Here is a 19797-nt window from a genome sequence, read left to right on the forward strand (position 1 = left end):
CCCATTCAATGAACAAACAGACGAGTATGGTTATGAAAAAACAAATTGGTTCTGCACGTTTAATCATTATTTTAGTGGCATTACTATCGCTAGTAGCTGGCGTGCTGAGCTATCAGATGCTATTTGCTGATAAGAGAATGGAGATTATTCGCACTTTTGATCAGCCTCGTTCAGTGGCCCCATTTGAAGGCAAAACCCATGACGGTAATGACTTTTCAGAGCATGACTTTTTAGGCCAATGGAGTATCGTGTTTTTTGGTTTCACGACCTGTCCTGATGTTTGCCCCACAGCTTTGAGCAATATTAATGGCATGATGAAGAATATTGATCAAGAGTATTTAAAAGACACCCAAGTCATCATGGTTTCGGTTGATCCTGAGCGTGATACCTTGGAGAAACTGAATCAATATGTTCCGGCTTTTAATAAGGATTTTATTGGCATTAATGCGGGTTTAAAAGAAACTCAAAAATTGACGAAGTCAATTGGGGTTAGCTTTTTCAAAGTACCAGGCCATGACGACCCGGATAACTATTTGGTTGAGCACACTGCGCGTTGGTTTGTGATTGACCCGCTCGGCCGTCGTTATGCCTATATTTCGCCTGATCAAACGCCTAAGCATAAAGACCTCATCCAAACGGTTTCTGAAGATTACAACATTCTTCGTGATAAGGCGGCAGACATTCATGCTGCCGGCCAATAAAACCGCACAACACCTTAAGTAAGAGTTTTCCGTGAGTATCTGGTCGCTCAATGATATTAAAAATGACTTGAGCGACAAGCAACAACATCGTAGTACTTGGCGAATCGCCGCGCCAATGTTGCTGTCTAACATGACGGTACCATTGGTAGGCTTGGTCGATTCGGCTGTCATGGGCCATCTCCCTGACTCCCATCATTTAGCAGCAGTCGGTCTTGGCGCTGCTTTATTCACCTTTATTGTTTGGACCATGGGCTTTTTGCGCATGATCACCACAGGCCTAGTAGCGCAGGCTTATGGAGCGAGCAATCATCAAGATATCCGGCAGTGGCTTTATCTTTCTTCGTTGCTGGCTCTATCCGTCGCGATCCTGACCTTAATTTTGAATCCATGGATTATCGATATTATCTTATGGTGGGTTGAAGGTTCCACGGCTGTTGAAGAAAGTGTTTTGCTGTATTGGAATACGCGAATTTGGGGACTTCCTTTTACGTTGCTTAATGCGGTGATGATCGGTTGGTTCATTGGCATGCAGAATGCACGAGTTCCGTTCGTCATGCTGTTGATCATTAACTTATTCAATGTCGGGCTTGATTTATTGTTTGTTCAAGGCCTTGGTATGGCCGTTGACGGTGTCGCTATCGCCAGCGTCATTTCCGAGATTTTAGGCTTTATTTACGGCGCAATATGCCTTAAAGGTTTACTTAAAAAGTTCCCATTACAAGAGAAGTTCCAGCTGGCCTGGACAAAGTTAAAGCAGCTGTTGCGTCTCAATGGTGACTTGCTGATTAGAACACTGTCCTTGGAATTGGTGTTCTTTACGATCCATTCGCGTGGCGCAGAATTGGGGGACGAAGTGATGGCCGTAAACGCCGTGCTATTAAATTTCTTGCTAGTTATCTCAAACGGTTTGGATGGCTTTGCCAATGCGGTGGAAGCTCAAGTCGGACGCGCTTTAGGTCGAGATAAATGGCAAGATTTTAGAGCCAGTATCAATGTCGGCGGATTTTGGTCGATCGTCACCAGCTTAGCTTTCTGCCTGACGTTTCTACTGTTTGTCGAAACCTTCATTGGTTGGATAACCGACATTGAATCAGTGAGACAACAGGCGGAGCCATACCATATTTATATTATTCTGATTCCGTTAGTTGCTATTTGGGGATTCTGGCTGGATGGAATTTTTGTGGGTGCCTCAGCTATCACCACGATGCGCAACTCGATGATTCTTGCAGTCGTTGTCGGCTTTATTCCACTTTACTTCTTTACCAAAGATTATGGTAATCATGGGTTATGGTGGGCATTCTTTGCGTTTTTAGCCACGCGAGCCATCACCTCGTTTTGGTTACTGTACCGTGGAATAAAAGCAGGCCGTTATATTTCGTTATCGACGATAGAAGCCTATAAATAAAGTCAAAGATGACAGTATGTTGTTGAAGGTTTTCATAGTAAGTATTTATTGTACTGCATTTAACGATTAAGCTTATACTGTTCATGGAACAGCTCTCGACTCGACTCATCTTGCTCTAGAAAAGCGATAGCGTTGATAAATTGGTTCATATCTTTATGTCGTGCCTTTTCTTTTAAGCCTTGTTGGTAAAACTCACAGTTGCGCGGGTTTAATAAAATAGGACTTCCGTTAGGTAGCAATTGAATATTAGCTTCTCGCACTTCACCTAACTGTATACCTTCATTATGGAGCTGAGCTAACCAGTTTCCTAAAACAATGGCAGTCGGATGCCGACGGCTTTGCGGGATATGGTGCAAAGCAACTCCTGGCGTTTCTTGGTAACGAAGCATATAAGCGTCTCGCTCATCGCAAAAAGTGAATTCTTGGGGCGAGATGGTGTAAAAGCCACGGAAAGTAAATAGCGCGCATTTGTGGAGCATCGTGCTCAGTTCTTTTCGGGTTAAGTCGGTACCGAAGCTGGTCCCACGATAAAACACATTAAGCAACTGTCCATCAATGGTTCTCACCAGTTTAGGTAGTCCATTGTCTCGGGATAGGATTTTGCCTGAATATAGGGCACCGTCGTGTTGCTCAGCGCTGATGGGTTTTAGCTTGGGTGGCTTCTGATAGTAAACGTTGCGCTGACCTTCGGGTAAGGTTTTAAAGCGACGATGAACCCAGTAATACTGCTCAGGTGCCTGCATGACACAGGCTTCGAGAATCTTGTTGGTCATGGAGCAATCAATATAATCGTCGCCTGTAAACTCAATTTCAGGTAACACCTCTAGGGTCATGACACCTTTATTATTTTTATAGTAACTCACCGGCAACACTTTAGCCTTTCCCAGTTTGGCAATACGTTGTGGTGACGTCAGGGTACAAGCTGGGTTGCCGAAGAATGGTGCAAACTCAGTACTGTGTCTCCCCATATCCTGATCCGGCATCAGCCACAAACCTTCGCCACTTTTTAACCACTTACCAATAGAACGAATATCATTACGCCCCATTGTTTTACTACGGTTGTTACGACCGGCCTGAATGTGATTGTCGAGCACGGGGTTTTTGTTAGGGCGATAAAAAGCGGCAAAATCGAGGTACTTAGCCATCAGTGCACCAGCGAGTTCTAAGCTGGTAGTATGGTAGCCCAAGAATAGAATTCCCTGGCCACTTTCTTTAGCTTTCTCGTAGTGTTCTAGGCCTTTGATTTGATGATACTTCTCAAGTTTTTCAAAAGGCTTATACCAAGCTAAGGTAAGTTCTGCAAAACCTTCGCCCAAAGCAAGGAAGTGTCGCTTCGCCATCTCTTGGCGTTCATCAAATGTTTTATTATTAAAACAATAGCGGAGATTGGCTTCGACGATCAGGCGCCTACTTTTTACACGATAAAGAAGGCGCCCTATAGTACGGCCGGTAGCCATAACGACAGGGTAAGGAAGCTTTGCAAAAAGCTTAAGTACGCCAAAGGCGAATCCGAGGGCGATGCGTGAGCCTAGAGAACCTTTTTCTTTTGACAAAATGAGTCGATAGTTAGTGTTTTCATCATTTTACCGCGTCACTGAGCAATTACAATGACTGTGAAATTTGTCATAATGCGGACAGCTTCATCTATATTCATGAGAATAAAACTAGGGATATTATGAAAAAGAATTTTTTATTGCATGGCGCCATGTTTATGGCGTTAGCAGTTGCTTTAGGCGCCGTTGGTTCGCATGCACTGTCAACCCAGTTGACTGAAAAATCAATGCACCTGTTTAATCTTGGTGTCAATTATCAGGTGTATCATGCGATAGGTTTGCTGACGATAGGTATTGTATTCAGTCAGTTTCCCAACAAAAAAACCTTGTTAGCAGGTTGGTTGATGTTCGCCGGCATCATTAGTTTTAGTGGCGGTCTATACTTTTACGCGATAACACAACAGGAATGGGTACGGAGTATCATTCCTGTTGGTGGACTCTTGCTAATTAGCAGCTGGCTCGCTTTAATATGGGCAATTTTTTCAAGGCAATCGGATAGTGATGAATAACGCAACAAATTTGGATTTGGTACTGGAGCAGAAAGATATCTCGGCAGCAGATTGGGCCGATGAATTTTGGGACTGGACTTGTGCGGTTTATGCTGACGGGGATGTTCAAACCTTATGTTTAGCGATGCAGAATCGTTTTAACTGCAATGTGAACTTTCTGTTATTAGCCATTTGGTTAGGGCAGCGTCATTACCTGATTTCCAAAACTGGCTGGAGCATGTTGATAAAAAGAACAGAGCGGTTGCGCGAAGGTGTGCGTAAAATCCGTCAAAGTCGCCGCAAAATAAAGCTTGCTGATCGCCAGAAGTACGAAGAGTTACTGGACTTAGAGCTTAAAGGCGAAAACCTGGTTCAGGCTAAAGCTATGGATACTTTACTTGGATTTAACAATTCAATCCTTGAAGAAAGCACGGTTGAGCCCAACCTTATTAATTACGTCCGCGCCACAAGTAGTGGCGATGAGGCGGAAAAAGATGCCAAAGCGCTAGGTGCTCTGGTTCAAAAGTTGAGCGATTAGGCTCGCATTTTGCTTATAACTATGCAAAATACTATGTTTCAACAATCAATTAACCATTTGGGGAATCCTCAATGAAATTATTATCGATCAAAAAAACAGCTGTAGCGCTTGCTCTAGCGGGCACGCTTGTTGCTTGTGATTCTGGCAATGATAAGTCAAACAATGCTACAAAAGCTGAAGAGAAGGGTACTGTTGCAACTAAGCAGCAAGGTGAATTCGAGAATATGCATGAGAAAGCCGCCTATTCAATGGGGGTGAATTTTTCTCGCCAAATGTCTAAAAACTTTGACTCTATTAAAGAGTATGGCATTGAAATTGATAAAGAGTTAGTCGTTGAAGGTATGCGCGATGGTTTTGCTGGAAATGCAAAGTTCTCTGAAGAAGAAGTTAAAGCTAACATGAACGAATTCCAAGCAGCGCTTAATGAAAAGATGAAAGAACGCCAAGCTGAGATAGCTGCAGAAGCCAAGAAAAAAGCTGAAGAGACTTTGAAAAAAGGGCAGGCTTTTGAGGCTGAGTACGCAGAAAAAGAAGGTGTTACGAAAACTGAATCAGGCTTGATGTATCGCGTTATTGAAGATGCTGAAGGTTCAGAAAGCCCAACAGCTGAAGATGCCGTGCGTGTCCACTATCGCGGTACCTTTATTGACGGAAAAGAATTCGATAGTTCATACAAGCGTAATAAGCCTATCGATTTCAACTTAAGTGGCGTTATTCCTGGTTGGACTGAAGGCCTTCAGTACATGACCGTTGGCGATAAGTATGAGTTTGTGATTCCAGCGGCATTAGCTTATGGCGAAAATGATCGTGCGCAGATCCCAGGTAACTCAACGTTAATCTTTGATGTTGAATTATTGGCTATTAACCCTGAAGAGCCATATAAAGCTCCTGAAGAAAGTGTCGAAGAAAAGCTTGAAGCGGCAGGTGAAGCCGTTGAAGAAAGTGCATCTGAAGCTGTTGACGCAGTGAAAGAAGGTGCTGAAGAAGTCAAAGAAGAGGTTGAAGAAGCTACGGGCGATAAGCAGTAAGAATGTCGCACAAAGAACTTAAAACTTTTAATGAGTTCTGGCCTTACTATCTGGGCGAGCACCGCTTGCCCAGAAACCGCTTTCTTCATTATTGTGGTACCTTTTTCTCAACGGCGCTGTTAGTCTGGTTGATTCTTACTCAGAACTGGTGGTTTATACCATTGGTGCTCCTTGTTGGATATGGCCCAGCTTGGATTGGTCATTTTTTTCTGGAAAAGAACCGCCCAGCAACCTTCACCTATCCGTTTTGGTCATTAGTGGCGGATTATAAAATGTTTTATTACGCATTAACTGGGCGCTTAAAATATGAGTGGCCTAAGTACTTTTAATCAATACCCTCGAACCTAAACACCTCTTCTAAAGACTTATCAAAAATCTTAGCAATTTTAAATGCGACCTCTAACGATGGCGAGTATTTGCGCTGCTCAATAGCCGCAATGGTTTGCCGAGTGAGTCCAAGTTTTTCCGCCAAGTCTTGCTGCGTCATCTCCTCGTTGAGGAACCTCAAGGTTTTAATATTGTTACTGATCGGTATCTGCTTCGCCATGACTAGACTCCGCGCTGAAACAAAATCAATTGCGAAATACAGTTAATCATTTCAGCGACGACAAAAGCGATGAAAACGAAATAGATACTGAGAAACGGGATCTGAAATAACATACTGATCCCAAGATAGCCAATAACAACGAACCCTAATACATGGCTGGCGTAAAAGTTTGATTTTAAGACTATCAACTTTTCGCGTTCATCGGCGTTTGCATTCGCTTCTTTGGCATTCCTAGCCGCGACTACGCTATGCCCTATAATTTGTAACACGATAAAAAATATGACCGCCCCCCATAACGGCTTCATTTCCAGAATAGCTTCTTCATAACCGCTAAAAAATGGCCATATAATATTAAGTGTGAAGATTAAAAGCGCCGTTAAAGCGACGAGAGTAACGAGCGCACTTTTTTCACGAAAGGACAAGTCTTTGAGTGTCATAAGGAAATCCAAAGTAATTAATTATTAACTCTATGTTAATTATATTTAACGCTATGTCAATAATATCATCGTTTCATGTCCTAGTATTAATTGATATGGCATAAAAAAAGCTGCCCCAAGGCAGCTTTTTGATGCTTAACGTATTGATAAGTAATGAATTAATCTTTTTTCAGGTGCGATGACTGTAGAACCATGATTTTTTCATCATTTTTTAACAAAGGACGCATCTCGTCGAGTAAGTCTTGGCGGTCTTCTGACTCTGCCCAGACTTCCCAAGTCTCAAAAGAGTCCCAGCATGACATCACTATAACTTGATGCTTATCGTCTTTTACGTGAAAAATTTCGCCTGATAGAAAGCCTGGCATATTGCTGGCTTTGTTTTTAGCTTGGCGAATCAATGCATGATAATCGTCGAGCTTACCATCGAGAATATTACGCTCAATAATAATACGAATCATTTAGGGACCTAGTATTTTAGTGGATTAGAATGGTTTTGGTTGTTGAAAAGACTTAAAAAGTCTAAACCCAAGAACCGAGGTTGCGATGATGAAAATAACGAGCATCCATTCAGGCATTGAGAGCCCAATAAAACTCCAACTAATCTTGGCGCATTCGCCATCACCTGATAATACCGTTTGAATCACTTCAGTAAACGGCAACATGTCCATCATGGTTTCCAACGGAGCACCACAGGCCGGAACTTCGTCTTCTGGCAAGTGCTGTAGGTATACATGACGTCCTGCAATGATGATACCACCAATGGCGGGCAACAGAGCAAGGATTTGATAAATTCGATTGGCCCAAGAATTGATCTGGGGATTATGAATAGCGTTAATCAGCAAAACGCCACCAAGAGCGATGACCATTGCGCGCTGGAACATACATAAAGGGCAGGGCTCGAGCCCATCTACATATTGGAAATACAAGGCGGTTACTATTAGCTGGTAACAGATAAATGCGCCGAGAAAGTTCCAACCTCTATTATTTAAATTCATGAGATTTTACTCTGTACAAGACTCGATTCGAGCAAGCAATTTAGCGCACACTACATGGACTTTGTGAAAAGTTCAAGTAGAAGTGCGCACATTGGAGCAGTTGTCATACAAGGCCTATAGAGCCATTAACGACATTTAACTTTTCTTTAAAGCCGCCGATAAGGCATCTGCAAAAGCACCTTGAGGCTGTTTTTGAGACTTCTTACCACCAGTTTTGTGGGATACTTTACTCTGGTTGGATGATGGCTTGTTGCTGGACTTGGTGCTACCACCAGTATCAGGGCCTATCATCGATAGGCTAATTCGCTTGCGTTGTAAGTCGACATCAGACACCCAAACACGAACAATATCACCAGCTTTAACCACTTCACTAGGGTCTTTGATGAATTTATTTGCCATTACTGACAAGTGGACCAGTCCATCTTGGTGGACACCAACATCGACAAAAGCACCAAAGGCAGTAACGTTCGTGACGACACCTTCGAGCTCCATGTTCTTCTTAAGGTCTTTTAGCGTTTCGACGCCTTCTTTGTATTGCACCATACGGAACTCCGGACGAGGGTCGCGGCCAGGTTTGTCTAATTCCTTGATGATGTCATTGATGGTGTGTTCACCAAACTGTTCGTCTGTGTAGTTTTCGGCTTTGATTTGCTTCAAGTGTTTGTCATTACCGATTAACTGGTGAATGTCTTGAAGCTGTAAATCGTTAATAATTTTCTCAACAATCGCATATGTCTCCGGGTGAACACCAGAACTATCCAAGGCGTTGTCACCGTCCGTGATGCGTAGGAAACCCGCCGCTTGTTCGAAGGTCTTTGGCCCCATACGGTCAACATCCAACAGTTGTTGGCGAGAGTTAAAGCGACCATTTTCATTACGCCAATTGTATATGTTTTGCGCTAATGTCTTACTTAAACCTGAGACTCGCGTTAACAACGGAACCGAGGCCATGTTGAGATCGACGCCAACGGCGTTAACACAATCTTCGACAACACCATCCAAACTTTTTGCGAGTTGGCTTTGGCTAACGTCGTGTTGATATTGACCAACGCCGATAGATTTAGGCTCGATTTTGACGAGTTCAGCTAATGGGTCTTGCAAACGACGCGCAATAGAAACAGCACCTCGATAACTGACGTCAAGATCTGGAAACTCCTTAGCGGCCAGTGCTGAAGCAGAGTACACCGATGCGCCGGCTTCACTAACCATAATTTTCTGCAGCTTGAGTTGTGGTGCCTTCTTCATCAGCTCTGCAACCAGTTTGTCGGTCTCACGAGAAGCTGTGCCGTTACCGATACTGATTAGTTCGACTTTATGCATGTCGCACATAGTCTCGAGTTTGCGCAGTGATTGATCCCATTGCTTTTGCGGTGCATGGGGGAAAATGGTGCTATGAGCTAATAATTTACCGGTGTCATCAACAATCACCGCTTTTACACCAGTACGTAGGCCAGGGTCTAAGCCCATGGTGGTCTTAGCACCAGCTGGTGCTGCCATGAGTAAGTCATTCAGATTCTTGGCAAAGATTCGAATCGCCTCTGCTTCGCCCTGTTCACGGACTTTAGTCAGTAATTCGGTTTCCATGTACAAATGAAGTTTAATTTTCCAAGTCCAGAGTACGACTTGCTGTAGCCACTTATCCGCTGGGCGTCCTTGGTCTTGAATATTAAATTGCTGTGCAATCATACCAACGCATGGATCCGCTGCGTCTGGCTCTTTAATTAAGTGTTGGTTGGAGACCATTTGTAGCGACAGGATGTTTTCATTGCGACCCCGTAACAAGGCTAAAATACGGTGTGACGGAATCGCATTAAAGGCTTCGTTATGATCAAAGTAGTCTGAGAACTTGATGCCTTCTTTCTCTTTGCCTTCAACCACTTCGGCTTTGATGTAAGCGTTTTCCCATAAATAATCACGAAGCTGCTTTAATAAGTCGGCATTTTCCGCGAATTCTTCCATTAAAATTTGGCGAGCACCATCAAGCGCATCTTTAGTGGTGGCGATGTGCTTGTCCTTATCATCGGATTCATTAAGGTATTTTTCGGCTTCCTTTTCCGGATCCAATGATGGGTTTTGCCATAAGTCGTGGGCTAGAGGTTCTAAACCAGCTTCGCGAGCAATCTGTGCTTTAGTGCGACGCTTGGGTTTATAAGGAAGGTATAAGTCCTCTAGCTCGCTTTTGGTGTCGGCGCTTTTGATAGCCTTTTCCAGTTCTGGCGTCAGCTTTTCTTGTTCTTTAATGCTTTTTAATATGGCACTACGGCGATCTTCCATTTCACGTAAATAACCCAGTCTCTGCTCTAAATCACGCAGTTGTGTGTCATCCAGTGCGCCCGTTACTTCTTTACGGTAACGTGCGATGAAGGGAACGGTTGAACCTTCATCAAGGAGTTTTACGGCTGCTTCCACCTGTTGTGGGCGGACATTCAGCTCTTGAGCAATCTGCTGGTTAATTTGTAACATCTTGTTTTCGCGTATTGGGAAAAATATGACGGCATAGTATAGTGCTTGTAGAAATATGAAAAAAGTCTAAATTCGACATTCCGTGAGCGTTTCTGAAAATTGTCAAATTTAGACGATTCAAATAATGAACGAAGCATAATGATATTGGTTGGGAAGGGCAGGAAAGACCATGACTGAAGAAACACCAAAAGTACTAGTGGTTGATGATGATGTGCGCTTAAGAAGTTTGCTTGAGCGTTACCTCAAGGAGCAGGACTTTATCGTACGTACGGTAGAGAATGCAGAGCAGATGGACCGTTTTTTAGAGCGTGAGAATTATCATTTGATGGTTCTGGATCTGATGTTACCGGGGGAAGATGGCTTATCTATTTGCCGACGCCTTCGTTCTGACAACAATCCGATACCGATTATTATGCTGACGGCAAAAGGCGATGAAGTCGATCGTATTGTCGGACTCGAGGTCGGGGCTGACGATTACTTAGCTAAGCCGTTCAACCCTCGTGAGTTGCTGGCACGTATTCGTGCAGTATTACGTCGTCAGGCAAAACATATTCCTGGCGCTCCAAGCAATGCTGAATCAGTGATCAGCTTTGGACGATTCACTTTAAACCTTGCAACTCGTGAAATGACGGATGACGGTAAGTCAATTTCGTTGACCAGTGGCGAGTTCGCGGTGTTAAAGTCATTGGTCGAGCACGCACGTCAGCCTTTGTCGCGCGATAAGTTGATGAACTTAGCTCGTGGCCGTGATTATTCAGCGTTAGAACGCAGTATTGATGTGCAAGTCTCTCGCTTACGTCGTTTGATCGAAGCCGATCCTGCTCACCCACGTTATATTCAAACGGTCTGGGGTGTAGGTTATGTATTCGTGCCAGACGGTGGCGAAGCTTAGTTAGCTGATGTTTCTAACCCCTCTTTGAGTTCATGCGAATCTTACCTAAAAGTGCCTTTGGACGAATAGCCTTACTGGTTGGCGTGCTACTGCTGATCAACCAGTGGGTGTCTTATTTATCGATTTCTTGGTACGTGGCGCAGCCGTCGATGAAGCAGCTGGTACAACTGCTAGCGTCTGACGTAAAAACGGCTATGTCGATGCAGGACTTGGAAATCGAAGGCAAGATGACGAATGAAGTTCGGCTAGAAATCATGGACGATCAACGCATTCAGATGATTTCTACTCGCATGGGCGACCCGAAACAGCTTCGAGAGGCACAGCTGTATACAGTATTAACCTCGCAATTAGCCGAAAGTTTAGGGGTTTCAGAAGACAGCACGGAAATGCGCGTCGAAGAGTCTGATCAGATTTATTATTGGATTAAGTCGCCCAGGCACAGCAATGTGTGGTTTCGTATTGGTATGGAGCCGTTTGAAGGCTTTTATATCCACCCTCCAATTGTTTATTTTACGGCTATTTTATTATTGAGTTTGCTCGGTGGTTGGATCTTCACCAAGCAAATAAGTCGGCCTTTGCGCCGTTTAGAGTTTGCTGCTCGTGAAATTGGTCGAGGCGATAACCCTGGCCAATTAAAGGAAGAAGGATTGGAGGAAATGGTCACGGTGACTCGTGCCTTTAACCAGATGGCAAGAAATGTTCAGCAGTTAGAAGAAGATAGGACCTTATTGTTGGCAGGTGTGTCACACGACTTGCGCACACCATTGACGCGAATTCGACTAGCCACTGAGTTTATGGGCGATGAAGAGGCCGAGGTTCGAGAAGGTATTATTCGAGATACCGAAGACATGGACCAAATCATTGACCAGTTCATTTCATTCGTAAGAGACGGCCGTGACGAACGTGATCAAATGGGCGACTTAAATTCGGTTGTTGAAGATTGTGTGAAATCTGTTCGAATCCAAACTCAGGATATTAGCTTTGAGTTGGGAGAGGTTCCGCCGTTGGCATTTAAGCCCATGGCGATGAAGCGTTTAATTATGAACCTCATTATGAATGGTTTGAAGTATGCCGGTGCGCCGCTGGAAGTGAAAACTCAGGTTATTGATAACAAGGTGAGGGTATCGGTATACGATCAAGGCCCTGGTATTGATGAAAAAGAGATTGAGCGCTTATTCCAGCCGTTTTCACGAGGAAACAGTGCGCGAAGTGGCGGAGGTTCAGGCTTAGGGCTAGCGATTGTACAGCGTATCGCAAAACTGCATCGGGGTAGCGTGTCGTTGATTAATCGGGCTGAAGGCGGACTCGAAGCCCGCCTAGAGTTTCCTGTCAGAACCAATACTTAATAGTTTAATTAACACTGTCGCTTGGCGACGTATTGCTCAGGAACGTCATGACATCCTGCTCTGTAAAGATTTCTTTGTGGCTACAAAAATCGCAAACTAAGTCAATTTGTCCGCCATTTTCCTGAACCATTTCGATTAACTCTGCTGGTTGGATAGTCGCTAAAGCTTTTTCATTACGCTCACGAGAGCAGCCGCATTGGAATTGTATCTGCTTCTCAGGGTAAACCGTTACTTCATCTTGGTTAAACAGTCGGTAAAGCAACTCTTGATGAGAAATATCCAAGGCTTCTTCCGCCGTTAATGTTTCAGCAAGTGCTTTGACATGCTCAAAGGCGGCTGATTTATCTTCTGAGGATGTAGAATCTTGTGAGTTACCAGGCATGGCCTGTAAAAAAAGTCCGAATACTTTGTCATCGCTGGCAAATAACTGAATATAAGTGGGCAATTGTTCGGAGCGAACAAAGTACTCTTCAAGGCAGTCAGACAGCTCAGAGTTTTCGAGTGGCACTACGCCTTGATATCGTTTGCCTTGAGCAGGCTCAATAGTAATGGCCATCTGCCCTCCTTGAGTCCATTGCGCAAAATCTAGCGAATCTGTCAATTGCTCTTGGTCTAGGTGAGTTAATCCACGGATGTAGCCTTGATGCGTGCATTCTGTGAGTAGTAACTTCACTGCTGAAGGGCTTTGTAACTGTAACGCCACCTTACCTTCAATTTTAATGATCTCGGCCATGAGTGCGGTAGCCGCTAATGCTTGTCCGAGCAGTTGTCGCTGAGCGGAGTTATAGTGATGTTGTTCAGCATGCTTTTCAATAATCGTCTGAAAGCTTTGCTCTAGACTAATAACTTCGCCCCGAATAGGCAGGTTTGCAAAGGTAAATCGTTGAATCGTATCTGACATTGTTATTCCAGTTGGTTGTCTCAAAAGGGTTGTTATAAACGTACAAATTACTGTATCTAGATCAGTTGTCTCGTTTAAAACGATGAATTTGGCGTCGCTGGCGTTTATCAGGCTTTCCTTCGGTTTTCGGCATTGACTGACGCTGTACAGCTAAGGCTTCTCGTTGCTTGATGCTGTCGGCAGTTTCTTCATAGAGCGTTTGAGCAATTTTAGCAGGCCCTCTTTTATCGGATAAGCCCTCGACGATAACGGTTTTTTCATGAAAGCCTTGTCTGATCTTTAAGCTCATGCCCTTCGTCACTACTCTGCTGGCTTTGCCTTTCACGCCATCACAATGAACTTTACCGCCGTCTATGGCTTCTTTGGCGATTGAGCGGGTTTTGAAAAAGCGGGCTGCCCATAACCATTTGTCTAACCTCACAGAATTGTCAGCTGTCATCTTGAACCTTACCTATCTTTACAGTATCTTGTCTTGCTTTTCCACGATTTGAGTGGGAATATGCTTATTATAAGCCATCTCAAAGAAAGATGGCTAAATTTAACGTGGGGATTTAATTCGGGATTACAACGGAAACCCGTAGAAATACTATAATGAATTCAACGATGAACAATTTCACCCAATTCGTGCAACAGCGGGGTAGGTTAGTAGCACGAATTGTAGCCTTGATATTGGCTATAATCAGCCTTTATGTCTTGGCAAAACTTGTTTGGTTGTGGATTGAGTTTTTTCAACCACCACCAGAACTTGTACCTGTAAAAAGTGCTCCTGCCCCAAAAAAACAAGCAACGGTCAATGTTGAGGCTATTGCTGGCCTACACATTTTTGGCGAAGCCAATGCCCCAGTTGAAGAGCAAGTGGAAGCTGAAGAGACCAAGCTGAACCTTAAGCTATTGGGCACTTATGTGTCTTCGGAAGATAAGTTAAGTAGCGCTATTATTGAAGCGAATGGTAGCCAAGAATCAGTTTACTTCATCGGCGATAAACTGAAAGTTCGTGGGCAAGTGACGTTACATAAAGTCGAAACGTTACAAGTCATTTTGAAAAATGGTGGTAAGTTCGAAACCTTAACGTTAGTCGAACAGCTCAATCAACAGGTGATGTCATCGGCAAAAAAGCCTGAGCTAAAGTCTGAAAATGGCCCTCAGCGGACGATCGATAAAAGTCGCGATGCACGCCTGAGTCGAGAATTGGCTGAGATGAAAGAGCAGATTTATACCAATCCTCAGGCATTAAAAGACATCGCAAATGTTCAGCCTGTGGTTGATGCCGGCGGTCAAGTTAGCGGTTTTAAGGTGTCACCTGGAAAAGATCCAAGGATGTTTACGCGTCTCGGTTTACGCCGTAACGATGTGATAACGTCTGTGAATGGTCAAAAATTAAGCAATGAGGGCATGATGGGTGTTATGAATGAGTTGAGTAACTCCGATTCAGTTGAAGTGACCATTCAGCGTAATGGCCAGCCAGTCACCCTAATACTTGGAATTTCTGATATGGGCAGTCAACGCCCTCGTTCAAACTCTAGACCAAATATAGAGCCGAACTTAGAAAAGAGAGAAGGCAATGTTAGAGAAATTAAATAGTCAGGATAACTATAAACAAAAGCAGTCAACGTGGAAGCACGGGGCGATCATGGGGCTATTTGCCCTGTCGCTATTATTTTCATCCGCTATGGTGAAGGCTGAGCGCTTGAATGTTCGGGATGCGGACATCCGTGAAGTGGTTGAAACGGTTGCGCGAATTACAGGAAAGACAATGCTTGTCGACCCTCGCGTAAAAGGTCTTAAAGTTACCATTATTTCTAACCATGATCACAGTAAAGAAGATATCTATAACATTTTTGTGTCGACTCTTCAGATTCATGGTTTTCAGGCAATCGAAAACAATGGCGTCATTAAAATTGTGCAAGACCAAAAAGCACGTTATGAAGCGTCGCCTGTAAATGTAAAGAGCCCTAGGGCATATGGTGATCAAGCCATCACCCAGGTTATTCCAGTGCAAAATGTGGATGCACAGCAAATCATGAACGTGTTACGCCCACTGGTATCACCTCAATCAGGTCATTTATTTGCGGTTCAAGGGACTAACACCTTGATTTTGCACGACTCGGCGTCAAACGTAGAGCGGATTACTAAAATTATTGAACGGACTGATAAGGCTAACGATGAAGAAATTGAAGTTATTCAGTTGAAGCATGCGTCTGCTGGTGAAATTGTCCGTATCTTAGAAAGCTTAAATCGAGGCGGTCAGCAGGAGCGAGTCAACCAGGTTCAACAGCCACGCTATGTAGCGGATGAACGTACTAACAGCATTTTGTTGAGCGCTGGTAATCGCCAGCGTATTCGTTTACGAGCTTTGATCCATAGCTTAGATCGCCAATTGGATAATACCGGCAACACAAAGACGGTTTTCTTAAAGTATGCGAAAGCTGAGCATGTATCAGAAGTATTGCAAGGTATTGGTGAAATAAAGAAGAAAGAAGAAGCAGCGAATGCCGGCCGTGCTGGTGGCGCTAGCGGTGGCGGCGGTGCTGCCGCAAAGAGAGCGCTTTATTCGGTGCAGTTCCACGAAGAAACCAATGCGCTCGTATTAACCGCTCCGCCAGATATGATGCGTGAGTTTGACTCTGTTATCCGCAGTTTGGATATCCGTCGTAAGCAAGTGCATGTGGAAGCGATTATTGTCGAGATTTCTGATACCACAGCAAAAGAGTTAGGTATTCAGTGGTTGTTCTCACCAAGCGGCTCAGGAACTCAACCAGCCGGAATTATTAACTTCAATAATACGGGTACGACGATTGGGCAAGTAGCCGGTGGTGCGATCGCTAACCGTGGTCAAGAAGAAGAGGTGTTTACGCGAGATCCCGAAACAGGCGAGATTACAGGTACTGAAACCAGAACTACTGGTGGTGACAATGGTGCTGCTTTGGCAGAAGTGTTAGGCGGTTTGCAAGGTGCTGGTCTAGGTATCGCCCGTATGAGTCAATCTGGTTTGAGTTGGGCGGCCTTTATTAAAGCCCTAGAAGGCGTTACCGACTCAAATACATTAGCGCGTCCAAGTGTGACCACGCTGGATAATGTGGAAGCAATATTCAAAGCGGGTCAGGAAATTCCTATTATTACCGGTTCTACCTTAGGCGATAATAATTCGAATCCATTCCAGAATGTAGAACGTAAAGATGTTGGTGTGATGTTGAAACTAACGCCGCAGATTAATGAAGGTAATTATGTCCGTCTGGATATTGAGCAGGAAGTCTCGTCGATTGCTGGCTCAACTGCGGTAGACGTGGTGACCAATAAGCGTGAAGTTAAAACCTCTGTACTGGTACCGAATGGTGGCTTAGTCGTGTTAGGTGGCTTGATTGACGATGATATTCAGCAAAGTTCGCAGAAAGTACCTATTTTGGGTGATATACCAATTATAGGTCATGCATTTAAGTCTGAACGAACTCAAAAAATCAAACGTAATTTGATGGTGTTTATTCACCCTCGAGTGCTAGAAGATGACAAAGATTTACGTGAAGTCAGTAATGCTAAATACAGCTACATGCGCGCTCAACAAATTGAGCAAGCTAATAAAGGCATTAGTTTAATGCCAAGTGCTGAAGCGCCGGTATTGCCAACTTATGATGAAGCTTTAGTGTTACCACCTAGCTTTGAAGAATATTTAGATAAAGACGTATTGCTTGACCAGCAGGGCGGCGCTGCAGAAGACCACACTGATCAAGAGGCAGACGAAGAGTAATGTCAGAGCAACTTGAGACAGGCATTGGGCTGGAAGAGGAAACGGAGAAAACTGTTGAGGTTGGTCGTTTTCGTGCGATGCCATTCAGCTTTGCGAAAAGGCATGGTGTCTTTTTAAAAGAGACTGATAATGAGGTTAAGTGCTTTATGAGAGAAGGCGCGTCACCTCAGGCTCTGCTCGAAGTTCGTCGCCATTACCCTCAGTCCTTTCAACTTGAGTGGCTTGATGAATCAGCTTTTGAGAAAGAGCTGAGCGCCTATTATCAATCGGGAACCACCGACGCTCGCCAAACGATGGAAGATTTGGGCGATGAGATGGACTTATTCCGTTTGGCGGAAGAGCTGCCAGAAACGGAAGACCTTCTTGAAGCTGAAGATGACGCACCAATCATTAAGTTGATCAACGCATTATTGACTGAAGCCATCAAAGAGAACGCCTCAGATATTCATATTGAAACCTTTGAGAAAACACTTTCAGTACGCTTCCGTGTCGACGGAGTATTGCGTGAGGTGTTGCAGCCGAGCCGTAAGTTGGCGCCGTTGTTAGTCTCTCGAATTAAAGTTATGGGTAAGCTGGATATCGCTGAAAAACGTATTCCGCAAGATGGCCGTATTGCCTTGAGAATTGCAAACAGGGCGGTTGATGTACGTGTATCGACTATGCCTTCGAGCCATGGCGAGCGCGTGGTATTGCGTTTGTTAGATAAAGAAGCTGGACGGCTAGATTTTAAACATCTTGGTATGCAGCCGGATACCATGGAATTAATGGGCGATTTGCTGCATAAACCTCACGGTATTATTTTAGTCACAGGCCCTACTGGTTCTGGTAAAACTACAACCTTGTATGCCGGTTTATCATTACTGAATAATACAACGCGGAATATTTTAACGGTTGAAGACCCGATTGAGTACTTGATTGATGGTATCGGTCAAACTCAGGTGAATCCGAAGGTTGATATGACGTTTGCTCGTGGACTTAGAGCCATTTTGCGTCAGGACCCCGATGTGGTGATGATTGGTGAGATTCGTGATTTGGAGACAGCACAGATTGCTGTTCAAGCGAGTTTAACCGGTCACTTAGTCTTATCAACGCTACATACAAACACTGCGATTGGTGCTGTAACTCGTATGCAGGACATGGGGGTAGAACCTTTCCTTTTGTCTTCAAGCTTATTAGGTGTCTTGGCGCAGCGACTTGTTCGCCGTTTGTGTGAGGATTGTAAGCAGCCTGCAACGGCAAATGAAAAAGAGTGCGAATTAATGGGCTTTGACCCTCAAGATCCCCCAACGATTTATCATCCAGTAGGATGCGACACCTGTAATCAACAAGGTTTTCGGGGCCGTCAGGGGATTTATGAATTAGTACTTATTGATGATCAGATGCGAACCATGATCCACAACAATAATAGCGAGCAAGAAATGGAACGCCATGCACGACAAGCAACACCAAGTATTCGTGCTGATGGTCGTCACCGAGTTCTTCAAGGTATCACCACTGTTGAAGAAGTGCTACGTGTTACTCGGGAGGATTAATGGCTGCGTTCGAGTATGTTGCGCTTGATGCTAAAGGCAAGCAGAAAAAAGGTGTTTTAGAAGGCGACACAGCACGTCAAATACGGCAACAGTTGCGTGAGAAGCAATTAACCCCTCTTGATGTCAATCATATTGGCGATGCGCATCGCAAAAAAGATAAAGGCGGTGGTTTCTTTGGCCCTAAAATCAGCGTTGCGGATTTGGCTTTAGTCACACGTCAATTGGCAACATTAGTAAGAGCAGCATTACCGATTGAAGAATCTCTTAAGGCAGTAGCTGAGCAAACAGAGAAAGCAAAAGTAAAAACGATTATGCTTGGCGTGCGAGCCAAGGTAATGGAAGGCCATACCCTAGCTGATGGCTTATCAGAGTTTCCCAGTGTATTTAACGAATTATATCGTTCGATGGTCGCTGCAGGTGAGCGCGCGGGCCATTTAGACAAGGTCCTTAATCGTCTCGCTGACTATACTGAGCGTCGTCAGAAAATTAGCACTAAGGTTTCCGCTGCGATGGTCTATCCTATCGTGCTTATTTTGGTTGCTGTCGGTGTGGTGGCTGGTCTCATGGTTTTTGCGGTACCAAAAGTGGTTGAACAATTTCAACATATGGGTGAAGAGCTCCCAACCATTACTAAAGTTTTGATTGGCCTGAGTGACTTCACCATTTCATACGGCATTTATGTTTTAATTGCGGCTGTGCTACTTATGTTCGGCTTTAAAGTGTGGCTGAGAAAGGGTGAAAATCGATTGAGATGGCATGCCACCATATTAAAAATTCCTGTTATCGGTCGTTTGTCGAAAAATCTAAACACCGCACAGTTTGCAAGTACCATGAATATCTTACATTCCAGTGGCGTCCCGCTTTTAGAGGCGATGAACATTGGTGGTAAGGTTCTGTCTAATTTAAAGATGCGTAAAGCGATTAATGAGGCGGCGGTAAAAGTTCGTGAAGGCGGAAGTTTAAAGATGGCGTTGCAACAAACCGGCGAATTTCCTCCCATGATGATCCATATGATTGGTAGTGGGGAAGCTTCAGGTGAGCTGGAACACATGTTAGAACAAGTATCAGAAAACCAAGAAACATTGTTCGAAAATAGTATTGATGTGGCACTAAATATTATGGGGCCACTGATTATTTTAGCGTTAGGCGGCATGGTTATGTTTATCGTTGCGGCGATGATGTTACCAATTTTTGAAATGACTAACTCTATTACCAGTTAAATAGACGGA

Annotated in this window: 20 protein-coding genes; 12 read left to right on the plus strand and 8 right to left on the minus strand. The window is 44.2% G+C overall.

All coding sequences use genetic code 11. The annotated features are described in order from the left end of the window. The first annotated feature begins 32 nt into the window (after positions 1-32). Positions 33-701 (plus strand): SCO family protein, encoded by a 669-nt coding sequence (locus TQ33_RS01225; RefSeq protein WP_046562215.1) that lies wholly within the window; start codon positions 33-35, stop codon positions 699-701. Positions 702-732: 31 nt separating this feature from the next. Then, entirely contained in the window at positions 733-2106 is a 1374-nt protein-coding gene (locus TQ33_RS01230) for an MATE family efflux transporter (RefSeq protein ID WP_046560447.1), read from the plus strand. 59 nt (positions 2107-2165) lie between these two features. On the opposite strand, the gene TQ33_RS01235 is transcribed toward TQ33_RS01230, so the two are convergent. Further along, positions 2166-3659: a lysophospholipid acyltransferase family protein gene (locus TQ33_RS01235; RefSeq protein ID WP_052735151.1), complete on the minus strand. Its 1494-nt coding sequence runs from the start codon at positions 3657-3659 to the stop codon at positions 2166-2168. A gap of 122 nt (positions 3660-3781) precedes the next feature. Between TQ33_RS01235 and TQ33_RS01240 the strand changes: the two genes are divergently transcribed. From TQ33_RS01240 to TQ33_RS01255, 4 genes are all read left to right on the plus strand, one after another. After that, entirely contained in the window at positions 3782-4168 is a 387-nt protein-coding gene (locus TQ33_RS01240; protein ID WP_046560449.1) for a DUF423 domain-containing protein, read from the plus strand. Next, positions 4161-4685 (plus strand): TIGR02444 family protein, encoded by a 525-nt coding sequence (locus tag TQ33_RS01245; protein WP_046560450.1) that lies wholly within the window; start codon positions 4161-4163, stop codon positions 4683-4685. Before TQ33_RS01240 ends, TQ33_RS01245 begins: the two co-directional genes overlap by 8 nt. A 71-nt stretch (positions 4686-4756) precedes the next feature. Beyond that, the gene (gene fkpA / locus TQ33_RS01250) at positions 4757-5713 is read left to right on the plus strand and encodes an FKBP-type peptidyl-prolyl cis-trans isomerase (RefSeq protein ID WP_046560451.1); all 957 of its coding nucleotides are present in this window, start codon (positions 4757-4759) and stop codon (positions 5711-5713) included. A 2-nt stretch (positions 5714-5715) separates the two neighbouring features. Beyond that, complete coding sequence (locus TQ33_RS01255) at positions 5716-6042, plus strand: DUF962 domain-containing protein (protein ID WP_046560452.1); 327 nt, start codon at positions 5716-5718, stop codon at positions 6040-6042. Here TQ33_RS01255 and TQ33_RS01260 read toward each other — a convergent pair. The 5 genes from TQ33_RS01260 to TQ33_RS01280 form a co-directional block, all read right to left on the minus strand. After that, complete coding sequence (locus TQ33_RS01260) at positions 6039-6260, minus strand: helix-turn-helix transcriptional regulator (RefSeq protein WP_046560453.1); 222 nt, start codon at positions 6258-6260, stop codon at positions 6039-6041. The genes TQ33_RS01255 and TQ33_RS01260 overlap by 4 nt on opposite strands. A 2-nt stretch (positions 6261-6262) precedes the next feature. After that, the gene (locus TQ33_RS01265) at positions 6263-6697 is read right to left on the minus strand and encodes a hypothetical protein (RefSeq protein WP_046560454.1); all 435 of its coding nucleotides are present in this window, start codon (positions 6695-6697) and stop codon (positions 6263-6265) included. Between the two features lie 158 nt (positions 6698-6855). Continuing rightward, on the minus strand, positions 6856-7155 hold the full coding sequence (locus TQ33_RS01270) for an antibiotic biosynthesis monooxygenase family protein (RefSeq protein ID WP_046560455.1): 300 nt from the start codon (positions 7153-7155) through the stop codon (positions 6856-6858). Between the two features lie 24 nt (positions 7156-7179). Next, positions 7180-7692 (minus strand): disulfide bond formation protein B, encoded by a 513-nt coding sequence (locus tag TQ33_RS01275; protein WP_046560456.1) that lies wholly within the window; start codon positions 7690-7692, stop codon positions 7180-7182. A 135-nt stretch (positions 7693-7827) separates the two neighbouring features. After that, positions 7828-10155 (minus strand): Tex family protein, encoded by a 2328-nt coding sequence (locus TQ33_RS01280; RefSeq protein WP_046560457.1) that lies wholly within the window; start codon positions 10153-10155, stop codon positions 7828-7830. Positions 10156-10324: 169 nt separating this feature from the next. Between TQ33_RS01280 and ompR the strand changes: the two genes are divergently transcribed. Together ompR and envZ are read left to right on the plus strand one after the other, a co-directional pair. Further along, positions 10325-11047 carry an osmolarity response regulator transcription factor OmpR gene (ompR, locus tag TQ33_RS01285; RefSeq protein WP_046560458.1) on the plus strand — a complete coding sequence of 241 codons (723 nt, stop codon included), beginning with the start codon at positions 10325-10327 and terminating at the stop codon, positions 11045-11047. Positions 11048-11079: 32 nt separating this feature from the next. Then, positions 11080-12393, plus strand: coding sequence for a two-component system sensor histidine kinase EnvZ (gene envZ, locus TQ33_RS01290; RefSeq protein WP_046560459.1), 1314 nt, complete (start codon positions 11080-11082; stop codon positions 12391-12393). Positions 12394-12397: 4 nt separating this feature from the next. Here envZ and hslO read toward each other — a convergent pair whose 3' ends face one another. After that, positions 12398-13294 carry an Hsp33 family molecular chaperone HslO gene (hslO, locus tag TQ33_RS01295; protein ID WP_046560460.1) on the minus strand — a complete coding sequence of 299 codons (897 nt, stop codon included), beginning with the start codon at positions 13292-13294 and terminating at the stop codon, positions 12398-12400. 61 nt (positions 13295-13355) lie between these two features. After that, positions 13356-13733: an RNA-binding S4 domain-containing protein gene (locus tag TQ33_RS01300; RefSeq protein ID WP_046560461.1), complete on the minus strand. Its 378-nt coding sequence runs from the start codon at positions 13731-13733 to the stop codon at positions 13356-13358. A gap of 164 nt (positions 13734-13897) precedes the next feature. On the opposite strand from TQ33_RS01300, the gene gspC reads away from it, so the two are divergent. The 4 genes from gspC to gspF are packed head-to-tail and all read left to right on the plus strand — an operon-like array spanning position 13898 to position 19788. Further along, positions 13898-14875 carry a type II secretion system protein GspC gene (gene gspC / locus TQ33_RS01305; RefSeq protein WP_228640290.1) on the plus strand — a complete coding sequence of 326 codons (978 nt, stop codon included), beginning with the start codon at positions 13898-13900 and terminating at the stop codon, positions 14873-14875. Beyond that, entirely contained in the window at positions 14856-17036 is a 2181-nt protein-coding gene (gene gspD / locus TQ33_RS01310; RefSeq protein WP_228640293.1) for a type II secretion system secretin GspD, read from the plus strand. Before gspC ends, gspD begins: the two co-directional genes overlap by 20 nt. Beyond that, positions 17036-18568 carry a type II secretion system ATPase GspE gene (gene gspE / locus TQ33_RS01315; protein ID WP_084616892.1) on the plus strand — a complete coding sequence of 511 codons (1533 nt, stop codon included), beginning with the start codon at positions 17036-17038 and terminating at the stop codon, positions 18566-18568. The genes gspD and gspE overlap by 1 nt, the downstream gene beginning before the upstream one ends. Continuing rightward, positions 18568-19788 (plus strand): type II secretion system inner membrane protein GspF, encoded by a 1221-nt coding sequence (gspF, locus tag TQ33_RS01320; RefSeq protein ID WP_046560462.1) that lies wholly within the window; start codon positions 18568-18570, stop codon positions 19786-19788. The genes gspE and gspF overlap by 1 nt, the downstream gene beginning before the upstream one ends. Positions 19789-19797: the final 9 nt, after the last annotated feature.

The sequence above is a fragment of the Kangiella geojedonensis genome, assembly GCF_000981765.1.
GTDB lineage: Bacteria > Pseudomonadota > Gammaproteobacteria > Enterobacterales > Kangiellaceae > Kangiella > Kangiella geojedonensis.